Genomic DNA, 25,917 nt, shown 5'->3' with positions numbered 1-25,917 from the left:
AGCGAAACGGGGTCGGGTCCCTTGGCATCGCAAAGGGCTCTGACCCCAATCGTTGACGAAGGGTAGTGCCGGCCGCTGGCCGGCACGCCGTGAGGATGCCGGCCAGCGGCCGGCACTACCTCAGAAGTCCTGCTGCAGGCTCAGGTAAGCACCTCGGCGCGGTCCCCACTGCGGGGCGAAGACGCCGACACCGCCACCGTCGCGCAGCTGGTAGCTGCGATCCAGTGCGTTGATCACGGCCAGTTGGACGTGCAACGGATGGCCGCTGTCGGCATTGAAGTCGTGCCCGGCGCTGAGGTTCACCTGCAGGTACGACGGCAGCTCGCCGCCGTTGGGTACGCCTTCGATGTCCGAACGCAGGCCGCTGCCGAACACGTAGTTGGCACCGATCCGGTTGTGTCCGGCGAAGGCGTAGCTGAGACCACCCGATGATGTCAGCTTCTGGTCGTGGTCGAGGTGGATCCAGTGGTTGGCCACAAAGGCCAGCGCTTCCGGATCGAGGTTGTACTGGCTGGTGATGACGTCGGTACCGATGGCCTTGTTCAGCGCGGCGTTGAAGTAGGCGCTGAAAGGACCGTTGCTGTAGTCGGCGCTGAACTCCAGGCCGCGGATGTGGCCACGGCGGTAGTTGAAGGTCGAATAGATGTAGGCAGCGCCGAACTGGCCTTCGTCCTGCAGGCGTGCGACGCGTCGGTCATACGCGTCCAGGCCCAGGGTCAGGTGCTCGCCCAGTTGCTGCGAGACGCCGATGTCGTAGTAGTCGCTGCGCTCGGCCAGCGGCGTGTTGTTGCCGCCGCTGGGCTGCTGGTTGGTGGTGCCGTCGTACAGCGCGATGTCGCTGCTGGCAATCAACTCGCTGGCCGGTGGCGTGAAGTAGCGCGAATAGCCGGCGTGCACGGTGGTGCTGTCGCTGGCATTCCAGACCACGCCCACGCGCGGGCTGAGCTGGCCTTCGGTGCGGCCGAAGGCCTTGTAGCGGTCGCCACGCAGGCCGTAGTTCACGGTCCAGTCGTCGCCGATCTTCCACTCGTCCTGTACGTACAGTGCCAGCGTACTGGCGTGGAACGCGCTGCGGTCGGGGATCAACAGCGGTGTCGTGCCGGACTGCTGGCCGCCGTCATCAACCGGGAACACCCAGCTGTTGCTGCTGGCCCGCGCGTTCTCGTAATTGCCGTACAGGCCATAGCGCAGCGTGTGGTCGTTGCCCAACGGCGTTGAGAAGTCGGCCTGCAGGGTATTGGCGCGGTTGCTGCGCTGGACCTGCGAGGCGACGCCGCTGAACACCAGGTCGCCCACCACGTCCGGGTTGAACGCCACGTCGCTGTAGCGCTGTCCGGCCGATAGCTGGTACGCGGTGCTGCCCAGCGTGCCCTGCAGCACCAGCATGCCGAAGCGGGTGGTCTCGCGCTGGGTCTCATCCAGCTGGCTGGAGTCGAAGGTGGTGGTGTCCAGATATCCAAACTGTGGCGTCTGGCCCGGGTTGACCGGGATCTGGAAGCGGTTGTTGGCGAAACCGGCGAACACACTCAGGCGGGTGTTGTCGTTGACCAGGTAGGTGAGGTCGGCGAAGGCCTTTCCCTGGTGGGTGTCGTCGTGCAGCGGCTTGCGCGAGTTGCTGGGGTTCTCCAGGCCGACCTCATGCTGGTCGTAGTTGCCGGTCAGGAACCAGCTCCAGCGCCCCTGGTTGCCCCACCAGGAGGCGTTCGGATTGATCTTGCCGAACGAGCCGGTGGTCAGCCCCGCGCTGCCGCCGTTGCCCAGCTCGGCACCGTTGCGGGTGGTGATGTCGACCGCCGCTGCGGTGCGCTCGCCGAACTGCGCCGGCAGTGCGCCGTCCATCAGGCGGATGCTCTTGATGGTGCGCGCGTCCAGGGTCTGGCCGAAGCCGGAGATCGATTCGGGCAGCAGCACGCCGTTGATGCGGTACTGCAGGTTGGCGTGGTCGCCACGCACATGCACGCCGCCATAGGAGTCCTGGACCACGCCAGGGGCCTGCAGCAGTACCTGGCTGAGTGGCGCGGAGGCACCCAGCGGCTGCTTCTGGATGTCCTCGGCGGTGATCTGGTACTGGCTGCTGCCGATGTCCGGCGACAGCGTGTTGCGGGCCTGGTCGAGCTGGGCGTGGACGGTGACCGCATCCAGATCCTTGACGGACGAAGCGGGGGCGTCGGCTGCCGAGGCGAAGGCGGGCAGGCTGGCCAGGGCCAGGGCGAAGGTGATGCCGGTAGCGAGGGGCGAGGGCTTCATGGTGGGAGAGGTGGCGGCTGGATGTGGAAGGGGCCGGTCCATGACATTCAAGTGTTACTCCGTAACAAATCATGCGCCTGTCCCGGGCGGCTGACCATGCAGGATCTGGCCGCTGGCGTCAGCCTTTCTCTGCCGTTCAGGCGAGCCGGTAGGCCGGACCGGCCCTTTGCGTCAGCGGCCGGCTCTGCGACCATGACCGCCCCCCATCCCGGAAGTCTGCAATGAGCCTGTCCGCCGTTCCGCCCGTGCCCGATCCCGCCGCGACCGCCGCCGGCGCTGCCTGGTCGCCGGAGAGCTGGCGGGGCAAGACCGCGCTGCAGATGCCGACCTATCCCGACCCGGTAGCCCTGGAGGCGGCCCTGCACGAGCTTAAGCGGCTGCCACCGCTGGTCACCTCATGGGAGATCCTGGCGCTGAAGCAGCAGCTGGCCGAGGCCCAGGAAGGCAAGCGCTTCCTGCTGCAGGGCGGCGACTGCGCCGAGAACTTCAGCGACTGCGAATCGGGCACCATCTCCAACCGGCTGAAGGTACTGCTGCAGATGAGCCTGGTGCTGGTGCACGGCCTGCGCCAGCCGGTGATCCGCGTTGGCCGCTTTGCCGGCCAGTACGCCAAGCCGCGTTCGGCCGATACCGAGACCCGCGACGGCGTGACCCTGCCGAGCTACCGCGGCGATGTGATCAACGCCCCCGCTTTCACTGAAGCAGCGCGTCTGCCGGATCCGAAGCGGATGCTGCAGGCCCACGCCCATTCGGCGATGACGATGAACTTCGTGCGTGCGCTGATCGACGGTGGTTTCGCCGACCTGCACCACCCCGAATACTGGAACCTGGAGTGGGTAAGCCACTCGCCGCTGGCGGCCGATTACCAGAAGATGGTGGCCTCGATCGGCGATGCGGTGCACTTCATGGAGACCCTGGCCGGGGCCCGCGTGCACAACCTCAACCGCATCGACTTCTACACCTCGCATGAAGCACTGCTGCTGCCCTACGAGCAGGCGCTGACCCGCCAGGTGCCGCGCCAGCAGGGCTGGTTGAACCTGAGCACGCATTACCCGTGGATCGGCATGCGCACGGCTGCGCTGGATGGCGCGCACGTGGAATACCTGCGTGGCGTGCGCAATCCGATTGCGATCAAGGTCGGCCCGTCGGTGACGCCGGACCAGCTGCTGCGCCTGATCGATGTGCTCAACCCGCACGACGAACCGGGTCGACTGAGCTTCATCCACCGCATGGGTGCGGCGCAGATCGCCGAGAAGCTGCCGCCGCTGCTGGATGCCGTCAAGCGTGATGGCCGCCGCGTGCTGTGGGTGTGCGATGCGATGCATGGCAACACCGAAAGCACTGCCAATGGCTTCAAGACGCGTCGCTTCGACAACGTGCGTGGCGAAGTGGAGATGTCGTTTGATCTGCATGCGGCCGCGGGCACGCGCCTGGGGGGCGTGCACCTGGAGCTGACCGGCGAGGACGTGACCGAATGCACCGGTGGTGCGCGCGAACTGACCGAGCGTGACCTGGAGCGTGCGTATCGCTCAACGGTGGACCCGCGGTTGAATTACGAGCAGTCGCTGGAGATCGCGATGGCGATCGTGCGCAAGCAGGAGCAAGTGCGGTAAGGGGTTTTCGGCAGGGCTTGCAGCCCTGCACCTGCTGCAATCAACGTCAACGGCAAAAGCCGAAGCAGCGGCAACAGCATGCATTCCGTGGGCTGGCGGGGCGGTGTCGGAGTGCGGGGACGCTGCAAGTACGTCCCTGTAAGCTTGGCAGCCGCATCCATGCGGCTGACACCCCGCACTCCGACACCGCCCCACCTTAGACAGGTTCAGGTCGCTATTGGTGGGTGCCGACCGTTGGTCGGCACATCTGTCAGATGTCGAATGAATCATCCACGCATGGCGTGGATCTACTGGTAACTGCGGCGATTGGCATGCGCGGCTGTTGGTAGGTGTCGACCGTTGGTCGACACGATTTTTCTGTCAGATAGCAGTATTCAAAATGGGCTCCGACCCCGTGCCGACCAACGGTCGGCACCCACCATCAGCAGCAGGTTCCGACAGATCGCAGAAAACTGTCGAAGGCGGGGTGGGTCCGGTTGCGGGAGCGTAAGCCGCATGGGCCCGAGGCATGCCTCGGGCGGGTTGGGCAGGACGCCCAACCCGGGTCTTGCCGTGTGCGCAGGACAGCGCACACGAGCAAGCGGCGACCGAGCTTAGGGACGTACTTGCAGCGCCCCCCCGCAACCGGACCCACCCCGCCATCCCACGGAGTACCCGCTTCTGCTGTTGCTGTTGCTTCGGCCGTTGCCGTTGCGTCCGCATGTGCAGGGCTGCAAGCCCTGCCGACCAACACCCTGCTTACGAACGGCTGACGTGACGCTCATGCGCCATGCGCGAGGCTGTCCACCTGGTTGTTCGACTGGAGGTGGCAACGGTGCACTGGCAGAGCGCACAGGCCTACGCATGGCCGTTGGGATTGGCCGTAGTGGTGGGCGGCATAGGCGCGTGGCTGATCCTGTGGATCTATCACCGGCTGAAAGGGCGTGATCGCCGACGTGCGCGTATCGGTCGAGTACTCGGGTTGCCGCTGGCCACCGCGTGGCCGCTGCTGCTGCTGATTCCCGCCTTGCAGGCGACGCCGCTGCAGGATCCGTTGCTGGGCCATCTGCAGCACGGACTCCACATTGCATTGATGGCCTGCTTCGTCTGGCTGCTGGTACGCGCGGTGGCGGCGGGCGAGCGCGCGATCCTGCGCAGCCATCCCATCGATGTCTCCGACAACCTGGAGGCACGCCGCATCCAGACCCAGACGCGCGTGCTCAGCAGGGTGTTGATGGGCGGCATCATCGTGCTCGGTGCGTCGCTGGTGCTGTTGACCTTCCCGATGGTGCAGAAGATCGGCACGGCGCTGCTGGCGTCGGCAGGCCTGATCGGGCTGGTGGCGGGCATCGCCGCCAAGCCGGTGTTCGGCAACCTCATCGCCGGCCTGCAGATCGCACTGACGCAGCCGATCCGCCTGGACGACGTGGTGATCGTCGAAGGCGAGTGGGGACGCATCGAGGAGATCGGCAGCAGCTACGTGGTCGTGCGGATCTGGGATGAGCGGCGGATGGTGGTGCCCTTGACCTGGTTCATCGAGAACCCGTTCCAGAACTGGACGCGGCGCAGTGCCGATCTGCTCGGCACTGCGTTTCTGTGGCTGGACTATCGGGCACCGATCGCGGCGATCCGTGCCGAGCTGGAGCGCATCTGCCATGGCCAGGCGCTATGGGATGGGCGCGTCTGCGTGACCCAGGTGACCGAAACCAACGAGCGCGCGATCCAGGTGCGCCTGCTGGTCAGCGCGCGCAGTTCCGGTGATGCCTTTGATCTTCGCTGCCTGGTGCGCGAACGCATGCTCGATTTCCTCGCACGTGAGCATCCGCAGTCGTTGCCGCAGGTGCGTGCGCGGCTGCAACACGAAGATGAGCTGGATATGCCGCGTGGTCCACGTGCACGCACTGCGGATGTGCGTTCGCCAGGTGCTGAAGATGGTGAGGCGGCGATCGTGCCGGAGGAGCCACAGGATCGGTAGTGCCGGCCGCTGGCCGGCAACGCCGGAGCGATCGAGCTGCCGGCCAGCGGCCGGCACTACCGGAAGCAAGATGTCGCGGCGTCACCGGAGCTCAGGGCTCGCCGGCGTCGATCAGCGCATCGGTATCAAAGTGTGGCGGCCGCCGCGCACGGGTGCGCTGCTCGTAGGCGTAGGCCATTTCGATCAGCTTCGGCTCGCTCCAGGCGGTGCCCATGAACAGCAGGCCGACGGGAAGGCCGTTGATCTGGCCCATCGGCACGGTCAGGCTGGGGTAACCGGCCACGGCAGCGGCGCTGTAGCTCTCGCCGGGGAAGTCGTCGCCTTCGCTGCGGATCGGCCACGCCACACCGGTGGTCGGCGCCACCAGCGCATCGAGCTGATGCGCGGCAAGGGCTGCATCGATGCCTTCCGGACCGGCCAACCGGCGCGCATCACTGCGCGCGCGGATGTAGGCAGGGTCTGCCAGGCCGGTGGTGGCATCGGCCTCCACCAGCAGCTCCTGGCCGAACAGGCCCAGTTCCTGCTTGCTGTGCGTCTGGTTGAAGGCGATCAGTTCGGCCAGGCTGCGCAGTGGCGCGCGGTGGGTGCTGAAGTAGCGCTCCAGCCCGGCCTTGAATTCGTACAGCAGCAGTGTGCGCTCAGCCTCGGCCCACGCGCCCTGGTTGGGCAGCTCCACCGGCACCACCACGGCGCCGGCGCGACGCAGCTCGGTCGCTGCCTGATCGATCAGCGGCGGCATGCCGCGGTACTTCAGCAGCGGCGTCTGCAGCAGACCGATGCGTTTGCCGCGCAGGCCCTGCGGGTCCAGGCGCGCGGTGTAGTCGTAGACCGCACGGCCGGGCATGGTCGCGGTGGCGGGATCGGCGTCATCGCGGCCGGCGATCGCAGTCAGCACGGCGGCAGCATCGGCGACGCTGCGGGTCATCGGGCCGGCGGTGTCCTGGCTGAAGGAGATAGGCACGATGCCATCGCGACTGACCAGCCCGACCGTCGGCTTCAGACCGACCACGCCGTTGATCGCGGCCGGGCAGACGATGCTGCCGTCGGTTTCGGTGCCGATCGCCACGCTGGCCAGGTTGGCGGCCACGGCCACCGCGCTGCCGCTGCTGGAACCGCACGGTGAATGGCTGATGCGGTAGGGGTTGCGGGTCTGGCCGCCGCGCGCGCTCCAGCCGGAGATGGAGTCATTGCCGCGGAAGTTGGCCCACTCGCTGAGGTTGGTCTTGCCCAGCACTACAGCGCCAGCCTCGCGCAGCCGGCGTACCAGGTAGGCATCGTCCGGACGGAAGCCCTGCAGGGCCAGTGAGCCGGCACTGGTGACCATCGGTGCGGCGTTGATGTTGTCCTTCAGCAGCAGGGGGACGCCATGCAGCGGCCCACGCAGGCGCCCTTCGCGGCGCTCGCGGTCACGTGCGGCGGCTTCCTTCAAGGCGTCGGGGTTGAGCTCGATCACCGCGCGCAGGCGGGGCCCGGTGCGGTCCAGGGCGGCGATACGCTGCAGGTAGGCCTGGGTCAGGGTGGTGCTGTCCAGATCTCCGGCAGTCATCCGCGCCTGCAGGTCGGCGACATCGGTTTCGGCGTACGGGAACGGCACGTTGCGGCTCGCAGGTTCGGCCGCATGCGCGCTGGGCGTGGCCGGGCTGCAGCCAGCCGAAAGCAGCGCCGGCAGCGCGGCGAGCAGGCAGGTCAGCAGAGGCGGCAAGGACGGGCGCATGGGGCGGCTTGGTCGGCTCCAATCCCCAGTGTAGCCGGTGCTCAGCGGTGGCGCTTGCGCAGGTCGCGGGCGAGGACGTAGACCACGATCAGGTTGATCGCCAGGATCGTCCATGACGGCCAACCGGGATGGCGGATGATCGCGAAGATGTCGAAAGGCAGGTACAGGGCGGCGGTCAGGCAGCCCAGCCAGGACGCCCAGGCCTTGGCCCGCCACAGGCCCCAGGCTTCGACCAGGTGCAGCAGGCCGTAGCCGATCATTCCCGCCGCGGCCAGGTGGACCGCGTCGGGACTGATCATGTGCAGCAGCGAGGGCAGGGTGCCATGGTCCGGATCCAGGCTGAAACGCCGGATCAGGGCCATGATGCCGTGCCGCAGCGGCTGCGGTCCGAGCACTTCCAGCCCGGTGGCGGCCAACAGCGCCAGCATCGCCTTGCTCGCTTCGAGCAGGGCGATGACGTGCAGACCCGGATGCCGGTGTGGATCCGGGTTGTAGCCGCTCTGGTTCACGGGGTGCTGGCTCAGCCGCCGCGCGAAGCCTTCTTGCGATCGCTCTCGGTCAGGAACTTCTTGCGCAGGCGGATCTCCTTCGGGGTGATCTCGACCAGCTCGTCGTCTTCGATGAAGTCCAAGGCCTGTTCCAGCGAGTACTTGATCGCCGGGGTCAGCTGGATCGCATCGTCCTTGCCCGAAGCGCGCATGTTGGTCAGCGGCTTGGTCTTGATCGCGTTGACGGTCAGGTCGTTGTCCTTGGAGTGGATGCCGACCAGCTGACCTTCATACACGTTGTCGCCTTCAGCAGCGAACAGCTTGCCGCGCTCCTGCAGCGGGCCCAGCGAGTAGGCCGGCGTGGTGCCCGGTGCATTGGCGATCATCACGCCGTTGATGCGCTTGGCAATCGCGCCCTGTTCCTTCGGACCGTAGTGGTCGAACACGTGGAACAGCAGGCCCGAACCCTGGGTCAGGGTCTTGAACTCGTTCTGGAAACCGATCAGGCCACGGGCCGGGATCTGGTACTCCAGGCGCACGCGGCCCTTGCCGTCCGATTCCATGTTCTTCAGCTGGCCCTTGCGGGTGCCCAGCTTTTCCATCACGCCGCCCTGGTGGATTTCTTCGATGTCCACCACCAGCTGCTCGATCGGCTCCATCAGCTGGCCGTCGATTTCCTTGATGATCACTTCCGGGCGCGACACGGCCAGCTCGTAGCCTTCGCGGCGCATGTTCTCGATCAGCACCGACAGGTGCAGTTCGCCACGGCCGGAGACCAGGAACTTGTCGGCGTCTTCCAGCTGCTCGACCTTCAGGGCCACGTTGTGGACCTTTTCACGGTCCAGGCGGTCCTTGATCTGGCGGCTGGTCAGGAACTTGCCACCGGACAGGTCCTTGTTGCCGGCGAACGGCGAGTTGTTGACCTGGAAGGTCATCGAGATGGTCGGCTCGTCGACGGTCAGCGCCGGCAGCGCTTCCGGGAAGTCCGGTGCGCAGATGGTGTCGGAGATGGTCAGCTCCTGGATGCCGGAGATGGCCACGATGTCGCCGGCCTCGGCCGAATCCTGCTCGATGCGCTCCAGGCCCATGAAGCCCAGCACCTGCAGCACCTTGCCGTTGCGCTTCTTGCCTTCACGGTCGATGACCGCGACCTGCATGTTCTTCTTCAGGGTGCCGCGCTGGATGCGGCCGATGCCGATCACGCCCACGAAGTTGTTGTAGTCCAGCTGGCTGATGCGCATCTGGAACGGGCCTTCCGGATCCACTTCCGGCTTCGGCGCGTGCTGCATGATCGCTTCGTACAGCGGGGTCATGTCGCCGTCGCGCACGGTGTCTTCCAGGCCGGCATAGCCGTTCAGGCCCGAGGCGTAGACGATCGGGAAGTCCAGCTGCTCGTTGGTGGCGCCGAGCTTGTCGAACAGGTCGAAGACCTGGTCGATCACCCATTCCGGACGGGCGCCCGGACGGTCGACCTTGTTGACCACGACGATCGGCTTGAAGCCCATCGCGAAGGCCTTCTGGGTCACGAAGCGGGTCTGCGGCATCGGGCCGTCCATCGCGTCGACCAGGATCAGCACGGTATCGACCATCGACAGCACGCGCTCGACCTCACCACCGAAGTCGGCGTGGCCGGGGGTGTCGACGATGTTGATCCGGTTCTTGATGCCGGTCTTCTTGTCTTCCCAGGTGATGGCGGTGTTCTTGGCCAGGATGGTGATGCCGCGTTCCTTTTCCTGGTCGTTGCTGTCCATCACGCGCTCGGCGAGGACGGTGCGCTCGGACAGGGTGCCGGACTGCTTCAGCAGCTGGTCGACCAGGGTGGTCTTGCCATGGTCGACGTGGGCGACGATGGCGATGTTGCGAAGATTTTCGATGGACATACGAAAGGGGGCCAGTCGGCGCCGGATTTGGAAAAAGAAGTCCAACATTATACGTCGAACTTGACGATTCGCGAAAAGGTGGACTTCACATCCGTCGAGGGGCCCATTCAGCTGGCTGTCCGCCGCGCCGGCCGGGGCCGCCAGCGCCCGGAGACGCGGCTTCCCGTCCACGGGCTGAAGCCGGGTTCTTCACCGATGGTCGAAGCCGCCGCCGCCACGAGGCAGGTGTAAACTAGGTGGCTAGACGCGTTCCCCTCTGCATCAAGGATCTTCATGTCCCTCATCGCCACTTTCGACACCACCCAGGGCCCGATCAAGGTCGAGCTGTTCGCCGACAAGGCGCCGCTGACCGTGGCCAACTTCGTGAACCTGGTCAAGCACGGCTTCTATGACGGCCTGATCTTCCACCGCGTGATCGCCGACTTCATGATCCAGGGCGGCTGCCCGCAGGGTCGTGGCACCGGCGGCCCGGGCTACAAGTTCGAAGACGAGAAGAACGGCGTGAAGCACGAGGTCGGCTCGCTGTCGATGGCCAACGCCGGCCCGAACACCAACGGCAGCCAGTTCTTCATCACCCACATCAAGACCGACTGGCTGGACGGCCGCCACACCGTCTTCGGCAAGGTCCTGGAAGGCCAGGCCATCGTTGATTCGGTCAAGCAGGGCGACGTGATCCATTCGATCACCCTGGAAGGCGACGTCGACGCCGTGCTGGCCGCCCAGGCCGACCGCGTCGCGGAGTGGAACAAGCACCTCGCCGCCTGATCCCCCTTCGAAACGGCCACCCATGGGTGGCCGTTTCCCTGTTCCCCGCCGCCCGCCTGGCCTGCGTGGCTCTGCCCGCGGCGTCCCATCAAACGCTTGCAAGCAAGAGGAAACCCCCATGAAAGCACCCGTTCGTGTTGCCGTGACCGGCGCCGCCGGCCAGATCGGTTATGCCCTGCTGTTCCGCATCGCCTCCGGCGAAATGCTGGGCAAGGACCAGCCGGTCATCCTGCAGCTGCTGGAACTGCCGGTGGACAAGGCCCAGGCCGCCCTGAAGGGCGTGATGATGGAGCTGGAAGACTGTGCCTTCCCGCTGCTGGCCGGCATGGTCGGCACCGATGACGCCGAAGTCGCGTTCAAGGACGCCGACATCGCCCTGCTGGTCGGCGCACGTCCGCGCGGCCCGGGCATGGAGCGCAAGGACCTGCTGCTGGAGAACGCCAAGATCTTCACCGCCCAGGGTGCAGCGCTGAACAAGGTCGCCAGCCGTGACGTGAAGGTGCTGGTGGTCGGCAACCCGGCCAACACCAACGCCTACATCGCGATGAAGTCGGCCCCGGACCTGAAGCCGGAAAACTTCACCGCCATGCTGCGCCTGGACCACAACCGCGCGCTGAGCCAGCTGTCGACCAAGCTCGGCAAGCCGGTCGGTGGCATGGAGAAGCTGGTGGTGTGGGGCAACCACAGCCCGACCATGTACCCGGACTACCGTTTCGCCACCGCCGATGGTGCGTCGATCGCCGATGCGATCAACGACCAGGAGTGGAACGCCAACACCTTCATCCCGACCGTCGGCAAGCGCGGCGCGGCGATCATCGAAGCCCGTGGCTCGTCCTCGGCTGCTTCGGCCGCCAACGCAGCGATCGACCACGTGCGTGACTGGGTGCTGGGCAGCAACGGCAAGTGGGTCACCATGGGCGTGCCGTCCGACGGTTCCTACGGCATTCCGGAAGGCGTGATCTTCGGCTTCGCGGTGACCACCGAGAACGGCAAGTACACCCTGGTCAAGGACCTGCCGATCGACGACTTCAGCCAGAAGTACATCGACAAGACCCTGGCCGAGCTGGAAGAAGAGCGCGCCGGCGTCGCCCACCTGCTGGGCTGATGCAGGCGGTACCGGCTCCGGCCGGTACGTCTTCCATCAAGGTAGGTACCGACCGCTGGTCGGTACGCAGAAAACGGGGAGGCTTCGGCTTCCCCGTTTTCATTTGGAATTCCTGGAACCGCATGATCCACCTGCACTACATCGATGACGCACTGCTGGTGGCCGAGAAGCCGGCTGGCCTGTTGTCCGTACCCGGCCGCAGCGTCGAGAACCAGGACTGCGTGGTCGCGCGCCTGCAGGCGCTGTATCCGGATGCGTTGACCGTGCATCGGCTGGACCAGGTGACCTCCGGCCTGCTGCTGCATGCGCGTGGCAAGGACATGCAGGCGGCGTTGTCGATGCAGTTCGAGCAGCGCCAGGTTGGCAAGCGGTATGAAGCGGTGGTGCAGGGGCTGCTCGAGGGTGATTCCGGCGAAGTGGACCTGCCGTTGATCGTTGACTGGCCGAACCGGCCGAAGCAGATGGTCGATCACGAACGCGGCAAGCCGGCGTTGACCCGCTGGCGCGTACTGGCGCGTGATGTAGAAGCGCGGCGCACGCGCGTGGCGTTGGAACCGATCACTGGCCGCAGCCATCAGCTGCGGTTGCACATGGCCAGTATTGGCCATCCGATTGTTGGCGACGTGCTGTATGACGCGGCACCGGCGCACCGCGTGCATCTGCATGCGTGCAGCCTGCAGTTCACCCACCCGGTGACGGGCGAGGTGCTCGCGTTCGAGTCCGCGGCTCCGTTCTAGGGGGTCGGCAGGGCTTGCAGCCCTGCACCCGCAGAATCAACGTCAACGTCAACGTCAAAAGCGGGCTATACGTGGGTTGGCGGGACGGTGTCGGAGTGCGGGGACGCCGCAAGTACGTCCCTGTAGGCTTGGCAGCCGCATCCATGCGGCTGACACCCCGCACTCCGACACCGCCCCACCTTCGACAGGTTCACTCGGCTGTTGGTAACGGTGGCCGTTGTTCCGCGCAGCTGTTGGTAGGTGTCGACCTTGGTCGACACGATTTTTCTGTCAGATATCGAATGAATCATCCACGCATGGCGTGGATCTACCGTGTCGACCAAGGTCGACACCTACCAGAGCAGTCGACCAAGGTCGACACCCACCAAGGCAGAACGCCGTTCTGACAGATCGCGGAGAACTGTCGAAGGCGGGGTGGGTCCGGTTGAGGGGGCGTGAGCCGCATGGGCCCGAGGCATGCCTCGGGCGGGTTGGGCAGGACGCCCAACCCCGGTCTTGCCGTGTGCGCAGGACTGCGCACACGAGCAAGCGGCGACCGAGCTTACATGGACGTACTTGCAGCGTCCCCCTCAACCGGACCCACCCCGCCATCCCACGGATAGCCGGCTTCTGCCGTTGAAGTTGACGTTGCTCTGGCCCCTGCAGGTGCAGGGCGCAGCCCTGCATGAAAACCCCACCCCCTACCAAGGTAGGGCGGCCCGCCCGGCAGCACCGGACTATCCTCGAACCCATGACTTTGTCTGGGAGGGCTGCGTCATGAACTACGAGGAAACCTACCGTCGCTCGATCGACGAGCCGGAGGCCTTCTGGGGCGAGGAAGCCAAGCGCATCCATTGGCATAAACCGCCGCAGCAGGTGCTCGACTACAGCAACCCGCCGTTCCGGCGCTGGTTTGTCGGCGGCGAAACCAATCTCTGCTACAACGCCGTCGATCGCCACCTGGCCGAGCGCGCCGACCAGCTCGCACTGGTCGCCATCTCCACCGAAACCAACAGCACACGCGAGATCACCTATCGCCAGCTGTACCGCGAAGTGAACGACTTCGCCGCGGTACTCAAGCACCTCGGTGTCGGCCACGGTGACCGTGTGGTGATCTACATGCCGAACATGGCCGAGGCGGTGTTCGCGATGCTGGCCTGCGCGCGCATCGGTGCGGTGCACTCGGTGGTGTTCGGTGGCTTCGCCGCGCACAACCTGGCGCTGCGCATCGACGATGCCAAGCCCAAGCTGCTCATCGCCGCCGACGCCGGCATGCGCGGTGGCAAGCTGATTCCGTACAAGCCGATGGTCGACGCCGCCTGCGCCGAAGCGGCGTCGCCGCCACCGCATGTGCTGATCGTGTCGCGTGGGCTGGATGCCGCCGAACCGCGCGTGCCGGGCCGTGATGTGGACTACGCCACGCTGCATGCACAGATCGGGGAAGTGGATGTGCCGGTGCAGTGGCTGGAAGCGAGCGAGCCGAGCTATCTGCTGTATACCTCCGGCACCACCGGCAAGCCGAAGGGCGTGCAGCGCGATGTGGGCGGCTATGCGGTGGCGATGGCGCAGTCGATGGAGACCGTGTTCGACTGCAAGCCGGGCCAGGTGATGTTCTCCACCTCCGATGTCGGCTGGGCGGTGGGCCACTCCTACAATGTGTACGGCCCGCTGATCGGTGGCTGCACCTCGCTGCTGTACGAAGGGCTGCCGACCAATCCGGATCCCGGCATCTGGTGGGCGCTGTGCGAGCAGTACAACGTGCGCACGATGTTCTCCTCGCCCACCGCCATCCGCGTGCTGAAGAAGCACGACGCGGACTTCATCCATCGCCACGACCTGCGTGCGCTGAAGTACCTGTTCCTGGCCGGCGAGCCGCTCGACGAGCCGACCGCGCACTGGATCAGCGAAGCGCTCGGCAAGCCGATCATCGACAACTACTGGCAGACCGAAACCGGCTGGCCGGCACTGACCCTGTTGCCGGGCCTGGAAATGAAGCCGGTGCGTTTCGGCTCGCCCGGGTTCCCCAATCTCGGTTACCGGATGAAGGTGATCGACGAGAACACCGGCGAGGAAGTCGCACCGGGGCAGAAGGGCGTGCTGGTGGTGTCGCCACCGCTGCCGCCGGGTTGCATGAGCACCGTGTGGAATGATGACAGCCGCTTCCTGCAGAGCTACTTCAGCCACTTCAAGGAACTGCTGTACAGCTCGCTGGACTGGGCGATCCGCGACGACGATGGCTACACCTTCATCCTCGGTCGCACCGATGATGTCATCAATGTAGCCGGGCACCGTCTGGGCACGCGCGAGATCGAGGAGGCCATTTCCAGCCATCCGCGGGTGGCCGAGGCCGCCGTGATCGGGGTCAAGGATGAACTGAAGGGGCAGGTGCCGCTGGTGTTCGTCACCCTCAAGCAGGGCCTGGATGGCGAGGATCCGGCGCCGGTGGTGGCCGAGATGATGGCGACGGTGACCACCTCGCTCGGCGCGGTCGCACGCCCGGCGCACGTACACGTGGTCAATGCACTGCCCAAGACCCGCTCCGGCAAGCTGCTGCGGCGCTCGCTGCAGGCGCTGGCCGAACAGCGTGATCCGGGCGACCTGTCGACGCTGGACGACCCCAGCGCGCTGGAGGAGATCCGCCGCGCGCTGGGCCGTTGATCCGGTAGTGCCGGCTACTGGCCGGCACCCCCCTCAATCACGAGGTTGCCGGCCAGCGGCCGGCACTACCCGCGGCACTTGCGCTAAGCTCGGCCTGTCATCGACCTGCAATACGCGGCGCGCGCCGGGGAAGGCGCGTGCCGTCCGGGGATGGCACACAGGGGGGCGTGCCCGTCAGGGCGCGCCGGCATTGTGCATCGAGGGAGGGGGAGGCAATGGCATTGCTGCACGCCAAGACGGCTGCTGGCCGTCAGGAAATCGAAGACCGTGGCCGGCGCCTGCCGGCGGCACTGCGTTCGATCCTGCTGATGGTCGACGGCCATCGCGATGACACCGAACTGCGTGGCCTGTTCGAAGGCCTGCGCGCGCCGGCCGATGCACTGGAGCAGCTGGAAGCGCAGGGCCTGATCGAAGTGATCGGTGGCAATGCCGAGCTGGCACCGGTACGTGGCATCAGCACCGGCCGCGAACAGGATCCGGCGTTGTACCAGCAGCTGTACGACGCGATGAGCGAGGCGGTGCGGCGCCACCTGGGCCTGAAGGGCTACTTCATGCAGTTGAAGATTGAACGCTGCACCGATGCACTTGCGTTGGAACGCCTGTGCCCGGAACTGCTGGCGGCGGTGGGCAAGGCGCGCAGCCCGGCGCTGGCGCAGCGCTGGTGGCAGGAAACCCAGGCCGCCGTGGTCAATGGTGGCGGCGAGGTCGTGCAGGCCTGAGCCACCGCGTAAAGTGATCGGTTCACTTCCCCACAAGGAGTCCCGCGTGCAGGACGACCACGACGACACCGACACCCCAGGCTGGGACGCGATCAATGCGGCGCTGGCGCCGCTGTATGCTGGCCAGGAACCCCGTCACTACGGTACGGCGTTGCCGTACACGCCGGGTGGCCAGGATCCGCTGGATGGCATCAGCGTGTACTGGGCGGATGCGCCGGTACCGCACTGGCATTACATCACCTACGGCTTCTCCGAGCTGTACGCCAAGGAGAGCAGTGATGCAGATGCCAGCGGCTATGGATTCGAGCTGACCTTCCGCCTGGCTGCTGAAGCCGGTGAGCACGCCGGCAGCACCCCGCCGGTGTGGCCGATGAACCTGCTGCAGAACCTGGCGCGCTACGTGTTTGGCAGCGGCAACGTGTTCGAGGATGGTCACCATCTGAACGCCAACGGCCCGATCGCGCTGGAGACCGGCACGCGTCTGTGCCACCTGGCCTTCATCGCCGATCCGCAGTTGCCTGCGCGCGACACCGCCAATGGCCACCTGCAGTTCCTGCAGCTGGTCGGGCTGACCGATGAGGAGATGGAAGCGGTCAAGCGTTGGTCGACGCGCGGCGTGCTGCAGGCGCTGCAACCGGCGATGCCGCTGTGGATCAGCGACCTGCATCGCGGCAACCTGTTGGAGGATCCGGCACTCGCCGCACAGGTGCGGGCCGGCAGCGAGCGCGAGGGCTCCAGCACCGGCATGTTGTTCATCGAGACACTGGATTGGCGGCAGGAGGCGGGCGTCACCACCCTGGTGCTCGGCGCCGGCCAGGTGGCCAGTGTGTGCGAGCTGCTGCCATTGCGCCTGCGCCACGGCAGATCGCTGGAACTGGCCAGCCGCGAGCGGCAGTGGGAATTCATTCCGGCAGCGCGCGGTGAAACCGGCGAGGTATCGGCCGACAGCGCGCGCTGGGCGCTGGACGAGACGGGGCTGCAGGCCCTGGCGGGCGTGCGTGCCGAACGTGGCATCTACCCGGTGGCGGGAGCGCTGCGCATCGAAGTGGTGCCGACCTACCTGCGCGATGCCAACGGTGAAGTGATCCGCCAGATCGGCTGAGTGTGGTGATGGCGCCGGTGGGGTCAGAGCCGCCTGCTGTGCAGACGGATCCGACCCCGGGTCAGGCTCAGGCCAGGCCTTCGGCCTTCAGTGCGGCCTGCACGCCGGCATCGGCGTCCATGCGTGCCTTGTAGGCGGCCAGGTTGTCCAGGCCCGACAGGTCGACCTTGGTGCCGGCGGCCCAACGCAGGGTGATGTAGAAGTACGGATCGGCGAAACTGCGGAAGCCGGCCAGCCAGGGCTTGTCGGCCAGCTGCCTGTCAGCGGTCTCGAACAGGCCACGCAGGCGCTTGTGTGCGGCGGCGCGGATCGCGTCGAACTGGCTTTCGTCGGCGATGAACTTGCCCGGTGCGAACAGCGGCGAGAAGGCCGGATGCACGTCGGAATTGACGAAGGCCAGCCAGCGGGTGGCTTCGGCACGCTGGCGCGCACTGCCATCGCCGCCGAGGCCGGCCTGCGGGTAGGTGTCGGCGATATAGCCCATGATCGCGGCGTTCTGCAGCAGCACGAAGTCGCCATCGACCAGCGCGGGAACGGCGCCGGCCGGATTGATCTTGAGGAATTCCGGACCCTTCAGGGTGTCCTTGTTCAGCAGTTCGACCTCGAACGGCTGGCCGGTCCACTGCAGGGCGATGTGGTCGGCGGTGGAACAGGCACCGGGCTTGCTGTACAGCTTCATGGGAACTCCAGGTGATGCGGGCGGGAAACGCCCACTATCCCAGAGCCTGCCAGCGGGCGGCAACGCTGCCGCCAGCACGGATCGTTACGACTGCCGCGGCTTGAGGTTCTGCACCTTATAGAAGGTGTGATCGCCGATGGTGGCCACCTGGTAGGCGTTGCGCCAGTTCGGGCTGGCGATGGACAACGCGGCGAAGTGGCTGGCTCCGGGCACGATCTCGCGGCGCTCGCCGGCCGGCAGCGCCCAGTTGCGCTCGGCGTCGAAGGCCACGTTCATTGCCTCGCTCCAGGCCGCGTCATTGCCCAGCTGGGTGCCGGGGGAGACGATGGTCGGCGCGAACTGCTTGCGCGCGGTGACCACCTGGCACATCGAGTCGCCCCACAGGCCACTGTCGAGGCGGCGCAGGGCGACCTCGGCAACGGCTTGCTGGCCGCGCAGGGTCTGGTCGCGGGCTTCCAGGTAAACGGTGGTGCTCAGACACAGTGAATCAGCGGCCGGCTGCGGCAACAACTGCGACAGCCAGAGAATCCAGGCCAGTTTCATATAACTCCTTGCTCCGTATGGGCCGCACTCTCCGCTTCCAGTCGCGGGGGCGACAGGATGCGGGGGACGACTTGGCGTCATGGGGAGGCGGCCATCGGGGCCGCCCCGTGGGCAGCCCCAAAAGAAACGACCAGTACCGATCGTGGGGGCTGCGCCGGCTCACCGGAAACTGGCTGGTGAGCGGAAAGATGGCGCAAGGTAGGGGGGCGTAGCCGAACGCATCGTGAACCGTCCGGCTTGACATTCAGGTTCGGGAGGGGTGACGGAAATCACATTCCGTCCCCCATTCATGCGCTCATCAGAGCGCGGCGGCCACCCGGCTGCCTTGGTCGATGGCCCGCTTGGCGTCCAGTTCGGCCGCTACATCGGCACCGCCGATCAGCTGCGCGTTGATGCCGGCGGCCTGCAGCTCGGCCTGCAATGCGCGGTTCGGTTCCTGCCCGGCGCAGATCACCACATGATCGACCGGCAGCAGCTGTTCGCTGCCTTCCACGCGGATGCGCAGGCCTTCGTCGTCCACGCCCAGGTACTCGACGTCGCCGAGCATGCGCACGCCCTTGGCCTTCAGCGTGGCGCGGTGGATCCAGCCGGTGGTCTTGCCCAGCCGCGCGCCGGGCTTGCCCGGGCTGCGCTGCAGCAGCCACAGCCGCCGCGGCGATGCCTCGGGCTGCGGCCTGGCCAGCGAGCCGCGGGCCTCGAACGTGCTGTCCACGCCCCATTCGGCCATCCAGCGCTGTGGGTCCAGCGAGGGGGACTCACCAGCGTGGCTGAGGAACTCGCCGACATCGAAGCCGATGCCGCCGGCGCCGATGATCGCCGCACTGGCGCCCACTTCGACCCGGCCCAGCAGCACGTCCAGGTAGCTGACCACCTTGGCGTGGTTGGCGCCGGGGAAGTCGACCTTGCGCGGCGTGATGCCGGTGGCCAGCACCACCTCGTCGAAGCCGGCCAGGCTGGCCGCGTCTGCTCGCGTGTCCAGGCGTAGCTGCACGCCGGTTTCAGCCAGCTTGTGGCGGAAATAGCGCAGGGTCTCGTGGAACTCTTCCTTGCCGGGGATGCGCTTGGCCACGTTGAACTGGCCACCGATCTCGTCGTTGGCATCGAACAGGGTGACCTGGTGGCCGCGCTCGGCGGCCACCGTGGCGCAAGCCAGGCCGGCCGGACCGGCGCCGACCACCGCCACCTTTTTCGGCGTGGCAGCCGGGCGGTAGACCAGCTCGGTCTCGTGTGCGGCACGCGGATTGACCAGGCAGCTGGCCAGCTTGTTCTCGAACACGTGGTCCAGGCAGGCCTGGTTGCAGGCGATGCAGGTGTTGATCGCCTCGGCGCGGCCGGCGCGGGCCTTGTTGGGCCATTGCGGGTCGGCCAGCAGCGGGCGCGCCAGCGACACCATGTCGGCGCCGCCGCTGGCAAGGATGCGCTCGGCGACGTCGGGCATGTTGATGCGGTTGGTCGCCACCAGCGGCACCGTTACATGCGGCTTGAGCTTGGCGGTGACACCGGCGAAGGCGGCGCGCGGCACCGAGGTGGCAATGGTCGGGATGCGCGCTTCGTGCCAGCCGATGCCGGAATTGATGATCGTCGCGCCAGCCGCCTCGATGGCCTGGGCCTGCTGCACGATCTCTTCCCAGTTGCTGCCGTCGTCAACCAGATCCACCAGCGACAGGCGGTAGATGATGATGAAGTCCGGGCCGCAGGCCTCGCGGATGCGGCGCACGATCTCCACTGCAAAACGCATGCGTTGGTGGGCGTCGCCACCCCAGCGGTCGGAGCGCTTGTTGGTGCGCGGGGCGATGAACTCGTTGATGAGGTAGCCCTCCGAGCCCATCACTTCGACGCCGTCGTAGCCGGCTTCGCGGGCCAGCTTTGCGCTGCGTGCGTAGTCGGCGATATGCCGCTCGACACCGCTGGCCGACAGCGCACGCGGGGTGAACGGGTTGATCGGCGCCTTCAGCTTCGAAGGTGCCACCGACAGGGGATGGTAGGCATAGCGGCCGGCATGCAGCAGCTGCAGGCAGATCTTCGCGCCGTGCTGGTGCGCGGCCGCGGTGAGCTGCCGGTGCGGGCGCACTTCCCAGGGCCAGGACAGCTTTCCGCCAAAGGGCTTCAGCCAGCCGACCACGTTCGGCGCGAAGCCACCGGTGACGATCAGGCCGACGCCACCTTCGGCGCGTTCGGCGAAGTAGGCGGCCAAGCGCGGGAAGTCGCGGGCGCGATCTTCCAGGCCGGTGTGCATCGAACCCATCAACACGCGGTTGCGCAGCTGGGTGAAGCCCAGGTCCAGCGGGGCGAACAGGTGGGGATAGGCGCTTTCGTTGGCTGGCGACATGATCGATACGCTTGCGTACGGAAGCGCGAAGCGTGCCGGGAAACGGCGGCCGGGGCAAGGGGCGCGGGCGGTAGTGCCGGCCGCTGGCCGGCATTCGATCAGCTCAGGGTGATTGCGGTTGCCGGCCAGCGGCCGGCACTACCGGGGGACGCCCAATCCCGAACCAGCCCAGCGTTACTCCGCACAGGGGGCCGATCAGCAGGGCGAAGGCGAGGGTGCCGACACCGACATTGCCGCCGAGCCACCAGCCCAGCAGCAGCACGCTGCCCTCGATCAGGCTGCGCACCTTCCAGATCGGCCAGCCGGTGCGGGCATGCAGGCCGGTCATCAGGCCGTCGCGTGGGCCGGGCCCGAGCTTGGCGCCGATGTACAGGCCGGTGGCCAGGGCGACCAGCAGCATGCCGGCGCAGAACATCGCCAGCTGCCAGCCAAGGCCGACCGCCGGGGGAAGCAACCACAGCCCGAACTGCGCGGATGGACCGATCAACATCACGTTGAGCACGGTGCCGACGCCCGGCTTCTGTCGCAATGGCCACCACAGCAGCAGCACCAGTGCACCGATCACATTGGTGGCCAGGCCGAACGATAGCGGCGTCTGTGCGGCGATGCCCTGCGACAACACGTCCCAGGGGGCCACGCCGATCGCTGCACGGATCATCAGCGAGGCGCCGAAGCCGTACAGGAACAGGCCGATGATCAGTTGCAGCAGACGCAGGGGCAGGGCGGTGGGCATGGTGGCGCTCGGGGAGAGGGGGGGGCTGTTTCCACCGTAATCCCGATTCAGTCACTCCCATAGATACAGATGCCGGCCGATCCACCGCTACAGGAGTCGTCGATCCTGCGTATGGGCCGTTCTGTGGAGCTGGGCCATGCTCCGGCTGCTTTGCCTGGCACCGCCAGCCGAACATGGCTCGGCACTGCACTGGCGTTCCAGCCTGGCTCAGTCGCCCCAGCCGGCCAGCGCCAGCTTGCCCACCGTGCGCCCGCTGGCCAAGCGCTGATGCGCGATGTCCAGATTCGCCGCATTGATCGCGCCCAGCGTCTCGCTGAGGGTGCCGCGCAGCTGGCCAGCGTCGATCATGCTGGCCGCGCGGCTGAGGATGCGGTGCTGTTCGATGCGGTCCGCCGTGGCGAAGCGCGAACGCGCGAACATGAACTCCCAGTGGATGCCGATGCACTTGGCCTTGTAGGGATCACCGATGCGCAGCGCGCCGCGCGGTTCGACGATGAGGCCGACATGGCCCTGTGGCGCCAGCAGCTGACCCAACGCATCCCAGTAATGGTCGGTGTCGGCCAGGTTGAGCGCGACCTGTACTGCGTCGATGCCCAATGCCTGCAGCTGGGGCAGCAGCGGCTGCCGGTGGTCGATTACATGCTGGGCACCCATCTGCCGGCACCAGTGGATCGATGATTCACGCGAGGCGGTGGCGATCACCTCGAATCCGGCATGCCGGCCCAGCTGGATCGCCATCGATCCAACACCGCCTGCTCCGCCGATCACCAGCAGGTGCTGGCCGGCATGGCGGCGATCATCCAGCTGCAATGGCATGCGCTGAAACAGCAGTTCCCATGCGGTGAGCGTGGTCAGTGGCAGTGCGGCCGCTTCGGCGAAGTCGAGCGTGGTCGGCTTGCGCGCTACCAGCCGTTCGTCCACAAGATGGAACTGCGCATTGCAGCCCGGCCGGGTGACATCACCGGCGTAGTAGACCTCGTCGCCGGACGCGAACAGGCTGGCGTCCTCGCCGATCGCTTCGACCACCCCGGCGGCGTCCCAGCCGAGTACGCGGGGTGCTTCGAGCGTGGCCGGATCGGTGGCCGCCCGCTGCTTGCCGTCGACCGGGTTCACCGAGACGGCCTCGACCCGGATCAGCAGGTCGCGGCCACCCGGAGGCAGCGGCGGGGGCAGGTGGATATCGCAGAGGGCGGGGGCGGATTCACGACTCAGGGCGACGGCTTTCATCTCGGCTCCGGCTGGGTACGTGGCTCCATCATAGAGTTCCTCACGTTTCAGCAGATACGCTGAATCGGGTGGAGCAAGCTGTTGCGCAATATGTCGTATTCCGCACTTAAACCCCGTCAAACCCTTGCAGCGTGAGGGTCTTGCGGATTTTCATCATCCTGTATAGGGTTTCAACGTCGGACCGGTGGAGGGTCGGGCGCGATACTTCACATGTTACGGGACTGTTAACATGACCTTCACCCGCCTGAGCATAATGTTCGCGGCGGTGGCGTGCTGAATCGGCTGTCGAACATCGACGCACTAGTGCTGGCCCATGCCTCTACCGGTTTCATACCCCCGAAATAGGAGCTGTACTCAATGAACAAGAAGATCCTTACTGCCGCGCTGCTGGGTGGTCTGGCTTTCGCCCAGGCTGCGTCCGCGCAGGAGTTCGATGACCGCTGGTACCTGACCGGTTCGGCCGGCTTCAACTTCCAGGACAGCGACCGCCTGACCAATGACGCTCCGTTCGTCACCCTGGGCCTGGGCAAGTTCATCAGCCCGAACTGGTCGCTGGACGGTGAGCTGAACTACCAGAACCCGAACTTCGACGCCAACAAGGACATGAACTGGTCGCAGTACGGCGTCTCGCTGGACCTGCGTCGCCACTTCATCAAGGAAGGCCGCGGCTGGAACCCGTACCTGCTGGCCGGCCTGGGCTACCAGAAGTCGGAAGAAGAGTACAACCCGATCAGCGGTGGCCTGGCTGACCGCAAGGACGGCAACTTTGCCGCCAAGGTCGGCGTCGGTCTGCAGACCACCTTCGAGAAGCGCGTTGCTGTCCGTGCCGAAGTCGCCTACCGCGCTGATTTCGACGACCAGAGCGTGAACCCGAAGCGTGCCGGCAACGATGAAAGCTGGTTCGGCGACGTGCTGGCTTCGGTCGGCGTCGTGATCCCGCTGGGCCCGGCTCCGGTCGCGGCTGCTCCGGCTCCGGCTCCGGTTGCCCCGAGCTGCGCCGACCTGGATGACGACGGTGACGGCGTCAACAACTGCGACGACAAGTGCCCGAACTCGCAGCCGGGTCAGACCATCGGTCCGGACGGTTGCCCGGTGCCGGTCTCCATCGACCTGAAGGGCGTCAACTTCGACTTCGACAAGTCGAACCTGCGTCCGGACGCCGTGGCGATCCTGAGCGAAGCCACCGAGATCCTGAAGCGTTACCCGGATCTGCGCGTTGAAGTCGCCGGTCACACCGACTCGAAGGGTACCGACGCTTACAACCAGAAGCTGTCGGAGCGTCGTGCTACCGCCGTGTACAACTACCTGACCAAGAACGGCGTTGACGCCGGTCGCCTGGTCGGCCCGATCGGCTACGGCGAGAGCCGTCCGATTGCTCCGAACACCAACCCGGATGGTTCGGACAACCCGGAAGGTCGCGCCAAGAACCGTCGTACCGAGCTGAACGTCCAGAACTAAGTTCTGACGCTCTGCCAGTAGGACATAGCAGGACCCGGCTTCGGCCGGGTCTTGTTGTTTCTGCGGCCCGGAATCCGGTGCCTGCCGGTCCGAGGGTAACCGTTCGTCGGGTTTTTGTCCGTAAAACCAATGGGTTGCCGTATTCATTGAAAGTGGCGCTTGAAAGCTGTCGCGGCATTGCTAAACTCGCCGCGTCACTTCCTTTCCTGGATGCCCTTCATGCTGCGCTCTGCATCGGCCGCCGTCCTGGCGCTGGCCCTGGTTCCCGCCGCCCACGCTGCGGTCGATTGCTCGGTCAACACCAGCGCCTCGCCGCTGCCGTTGCCGGCCACGACCATCGCGCCGGTGGCCGACGAGCTCTACATCCGTGGCAACCAGCTGGGCATGCCGGCCGGCGTGCTGAGCAGCAACTACGATCCGTCGCAGTCGCTGGACCAGGTGCTGCAGCGCCTGCGCATCGATGGCTGCCAGAACATCGCCAAGGCCATTCCGAGCGCACCGGCGGTGAAGCCGAACGATCCGGCGGCCTACAAGCCGCAGACCGAATTCGACAACACGCCCTGGCGCTTCGACATGAGCCAGAACGGCAAGCGCATGACCGCCGAAGAGTTCGACGCCTGGATGAAGGCGCGTGGCGTGCGTGTGGTCAAGGCGCGTCCGGCTCCGGCCGCCACTCCGGCCCCGGCCGAAGCACCGGCTGAGACCAAGCCGGTCGACAAGAAGTAAGCGCCGCGGGGAGCAGAGGCTTGCGCACGCGCCGCCCACCTGCCGCCCCCGCCGCCCGCTCCCACGCATCGCGTGGGCGTGCGACTCCCGCTGCCACCGCCGCCGGTGTCCGTCATGGCCTGGCGCGCGTGCTGTCCAAGGCCGGCGTGTGCTCGCGCAGCGAGGCCGCGCGCTGGATTGCCGACGGACGCGTACGCGTCTCCGGCCGCATCGTGCGGGATCCCGAGTTCCCGATTGGCCAGCCGGCGCCGCCGATCGAGGTCGATGGCCAGCCGATGGGCGCGCCGCAGCGCCTGTACCTGATGCTCAACAAGCCACGCGGGGTGGTGACCACCGCGCAGGACGAGCGTGGCCGCGACACCGTCTACCGCTGTTTCGATGGTGCAGGGCTGCCGTGGATCGCGCCGGTCGGGCGCCTGGACAAGGCCAGTGAAGGGCTGTTGCTGTTCAGCAACGATCCGCAGTGGGCCGCGCGCCTGACCGATCCGGAAACGGGTCCGCAGAAGACGTACCACGTGCAGGTCGACCGCCTGCCAGATGACGCCACGCTGGCGGCCCTGCAGGCCGGCGTGGAGGACGAGGGCGAGTTCCTCGTGGCCCAGGCCGTGCGCGTGCTGCGCAGCGGCGACAAGACCGCGTGGCTGGAGGTGGTCCTCGACGAGGGCCGCAACCGCCACATCCGCCGCCTGCTGGCGGCCTTCGACCTGCAGGTGCTGCGCCTGGTCCGGGTTGCGATCGGCGGGCTGCAGCTCGGCGATCTCGGCAAGGGTCAGTGGCGGATGCTGGAGGTCAATGACCAGCAGCGGCTGGGGGCCGCTGCACCGGGCTGATCATCGCCCGCGGCCGGCGGTTGCCGGCCACCGTTCCAGGCGTAGGGGGCGCCTGGTTGCTGAACTTCCCGAACGGAGCCTGCCCATGTACCACCCGACCCTCAACCAAACCCTGCGCTGCGCAGGCCTGCTGCTGCCGATGGTGCTGCTGACCGCCTGTGGTGGCCACAAGAAGGTGGCCAAGGCAGAAACGCCGGCCGAAACCCCGGTGGTGGAAGTGAAGACCCCGGAGCTGGATGGCCGCGGCAGCTACCGCTTCCTGATGAGCAACGGCGACAAGAAGATGACCGCCGACGAGTTCGATGCCTGGATGAAGGCCAACGGCATCCGCGTTGCCAAGGGCAACGGCCAGGACGCTGCCGCCAAGCCGGTGGTGGTGGCCAGCAAGGACGAGCCGAAGGGCAAGAAGAAAAAGAAGTGATGCCGGGAAG

At 66.5% G+C, this 25,917-nt stretch carries 21 protein-coding genes; 12 read left to right on the top strand and 9 right to left on the bottom strand.

Going from position 1 to position 25,917, the window contains the following annotated elements:
* Positions 1-120: 120 nt before the first annotated feature.
* Positions 121-2,247, bottom strand: a complete 2,127-nt coding sequence (locus AC5P99_RS16690) for a TonB-dependent receptor (protein WP_108270717.1) — start codon at positions 2,245-2,247, stop codon at positions 121-123.
* Positions 2,248-2,468: 221 nt separating this feature from the next.
* Between AC5P99_RS16690 and AC5P99_RS16685 the strand changes: the two genes are divergently transcribed.
* Positions 2,469-3,860: a class II 3-deoxy-7-phosphoheptulonate synthase gene (locus AC5P99_RS16685; RefSeq protein ID WP_005408220.1), complete on the top strand. Its 1,392-nt coding sequence runs from the start codon at positions 2,469-2,471 to the stop codon at positions 3,858-3,860.
* 769 nt (positions 3,861-4,629) lie between these two features.
* Positions 4,630-5,814 carry a mechanosensitive ion channel family protein gene (locus AC5P99_RS16680; RefSeq protein WP_219627547.1) on the top strand — a complete coding sequence of 395 codons (1,185 nt, stop codon included), beginning with the start codon at positions 4,630-4,632 and terminating at the stop codon, positions 5,812-5,814.
* A gap of 91 nt (positions 5,815-5,905) precedes the next feature.
* Here the strand turns inward: AC5P99_RS16680 and AC5P99_RS16675 are convergent, their stop codons facing one another.
* From AC5P99_RS16675 to typA, 3 genes are read right to left on the bottom strand one after another with little or no spacing between them, the layout of a single operon-like run.
* A complete protein-coding gene (locus AC5P99_RS16675) occupies positions 5,906-7,528 on the bottom strand; it encodes an amidase (protein ID WP_088437126.1) in 1,623 nt (540 codons plus the stop codon).
* Positions 7,529-7,569: 41 nt separating this feature from the next.
* Positions 7,570-8,037 carry a DUF2127 domain-containing protein gene (locus AC5P99_RS16670; RefSeq protein WP_005408223.1) on the bottom strand — a complete coding sequence of 156 codons (468 nt, stop codon included), beginning with the start codon at positions 8,035-8,037 and terminating at the stop codon, positions 7,570-7,572.
* A gap of 11 nt (positions 8,038-8,048) precedes the next feature.
* Positions 8,049-9,896, bottom strand: coding sequence for a translational GTPase TypA (gene typA / locus AC5P99_RS16665; RefSeq protein ID WP_005412346.1), 1,848 nt, complete (start codon positions 9,894-9,896; stop codon positions 8,049-8,051).
* A gap of 273 nt (positions 9,897-10,169) precedes the next feature.
* Between typA and AC5P99_RS16660 the strand changes: the two genes are divergently transcribed.
* The 6 genes from AC5P99_RS16660 (at position 10,170) to AC5P99_RS16635 (ending at position 16,961) form a co-directional block, all read left to right on the top strand.
* The gene (locus AC5P99_RS16660) at positions 10,170-10,661 is read left to right on the top strand and encodes a peptidylprolyl isomerase (protein WP_005408225.1); all 492 of its coding nucleotides are present in this window, start codon (positions 10,170-10,172) and stop codon (positions 10,659-10,661) included.
* 118 nt (positions 10,662-10,779) lie between these two features.
* Complete coding sequence (locus AC5P99_RS16655) at positions 10,780-11,766, top strand: malate dehydrogenase (RefSeq protein WP_004153634.1); 987 nt, start codon at positions 10,780-10,782, stop codon at positions 11,764-11,766.
* Positions 11,767-11,888: 122 nt separating this feature from the next.
* Entirely contained in the window at positions 11,889-12,503 is a 615-nt protein-coding gene (locus AC5P99_RS16650; RefSeq protein WP_088437128.1) for an RluA family pseudouridine synthase, read from the top strand.
* Between the two features lie 756 nt (positions 12,504-13,259).
* Positions 13,260-15,140 carry a propionate--CoA ligase gene (gene prpE, locus AC5P99_RS16645; protein ID WP_005408227.1) on the top strand — a complete coding sequence of 627 codons (1,881 nt, stop codon included), beginning with the start codon at positions 13,260-13,262 and terminating at the stop codon, positions 15,138-15,140.
* A gap of 215 nt (positions 15,141-15,355) precedes the next feature.
* The gene (locus tag AC5P99_RS16640; RefSeq protein ID WP_033835447.1) at positions 15,356-15,859 is read left to right on the top strand and encodes a hypothetical protein; all 504 of its coding nucleotides are present in this window, start codon (positions 15,356-15,358) and stop codon (positions 15,857-15,859) included.
* A gap of 46 nt (positions 15,860-15,905) precedes the next feature.
* Positions 15,906-16,961 (top strand): suppressor of fused domain protein, encoded by a 1,056-nt coding sequence (locus AC5P99_RS16635; RefSeq protein WP_495213344.1) that lies wholly within the window; start codon positions 15,906-15,908, stop codon positions 16,959-16,961.
* A 67-nt stretch (positions 16,962-17,028) separates the two neighbouring features.
* On the opposite strand, the gene AC5P99_RS16630 is transcribed toward AC5P99_RS16635, so the two are convergent.
* The 5 genes from AC5P99_RS16630 to AC5P99_RS16610 form a co-directional block, all read right to left on the bottom strand.
* Complete coding sequence (locus AC5P99_RS16630) at positions 17,029-17,640, bottom strand: glutathione S-transferase N-terminal domain-containing protein (RefSeq protein WP_005408230.1); 612 nt, start codon at positions 17,638-17,640, stop codon at positions 17,029-17,031.
* Positions 17,641-17,724: 84 nt separating this feature from the next.
* On the bottom strand, positions 17,725-18,183 hold the full coding sequence (locus AC5P99_RS16625; RefSeq protein ID WP_004154513.1) for a cell wall hydrolase: 459 nt from the start codon (positions 18,181-18,183) through the stop codon (positions 17,725-17,727).
* Positions 18,184-18,481: 298 nt separating this feature from the next.
* The gene (locus AC5P99_RS16620) at positions 18,482-20,512 is read right to left on the bottom strand and encodes an FAD-dependent oxidoreductase (RefSeq protein ID WP_495213343.1); all 2,031 of its coding nucleotides are present in this window, start codon (positions 20,510-20,512) and stop codon (positions 18,482-18,484) included.
* 103 nt (positions 20,513-20,615) lie between these two features.
* Positions 20,616-21,245 carry a membrane protein YczE gene (gene yczE / locus AC5P99_RS16615; RefSeq protein ID WP_005408232.1) on the bottom strand — a complete coding sequence of 210 codons (630 nt, stop codon included), beginning with the start codon at positions 21,243-21,245 and terminating at the stop codon, positions 20,616-20,618.
* 207 nt (positions 21,246-21,452) lie between these two features.
* The gene (locus tag AC5P99_RS16610; RefSeq protein WP_108270715.1) at positions 21,453-22,472 is read right to left on the bottom strand and encodes a zinc-binding alcohol dehydrogenase family protein; all 1,020 of its coding nucleotides are present in this window, start codon (positions 22,470-22,472) and stop codon (positions 21,453-21,455) included.
* A 357-nt stretch (positions 22,473-22,829) separates the two neighbouring features.
* Here AC5P99_RS16610 and AC5P99_RS16605 point away from each other — a divergent pair, with 357 nt between their 5' ends.
* The 4 genes from AC5P99_RS16605 (at position 22,830) to AC5P99_RS16590 (ending at position 25,907) form a co-directional block, all read left to right on the top strand.
* Positions 22,830-23,930, top strand: a complete 1,101-nt coding sequence (locus AC5P99_RS16605; RefSeq protein WP_005408234.1) for an OmpA family protein — start codon at positions 22,830-22,832, stop codon at positions 23,928-23,930.
* Positions 23,931-24,149: 219 nt separating this feature from the next.
* Positions 24,150-24,656, top strand: coding sequence for a hypothetical protein (locus AC5P99_RS16600; RefSeq protein ID WP_005408235.1), 507 nt, complete (start codon positions 24,150-24,152; stop codon positions 24,654-24,656).
* 20 nt (positions 24,657-24,676) lie between these two features.
* Positions 24,677-25,486: a pseudouridine synthase gene (locus tag AC5P99_RS16595; protein WP_005408236.1), complete on the top strand. Its 810-nt coding sequence runs from the start codon at positions 24,677-24,679 to the stop codon at positions 25,484-25,486.
* An 85-nt stretch (positions 25,487-25,571) separates the two neighbouring features.
* Positions 25,572-25,907 (top strand): hypothetical protein, encoded by a 336-nt coding sequence (locus AC5P99_RS16590; protein ID WP_005412356.1) that lies wholly within the window; start codon positions 25,572-25,574, stop codon positions 25,905-25,907.
* Positions 25,908-25,917 lie beyond the last annotated feature (10 nt).

Source organism: Stenotrophomonas sp. YJH_SMC_80, assembly GCF_059372495.1.
The sequence above is the reverse complement of the archived record's forward strand: the minus strand, read 5'-3'. Positions and strand labels throughout refer to the sequence as shown.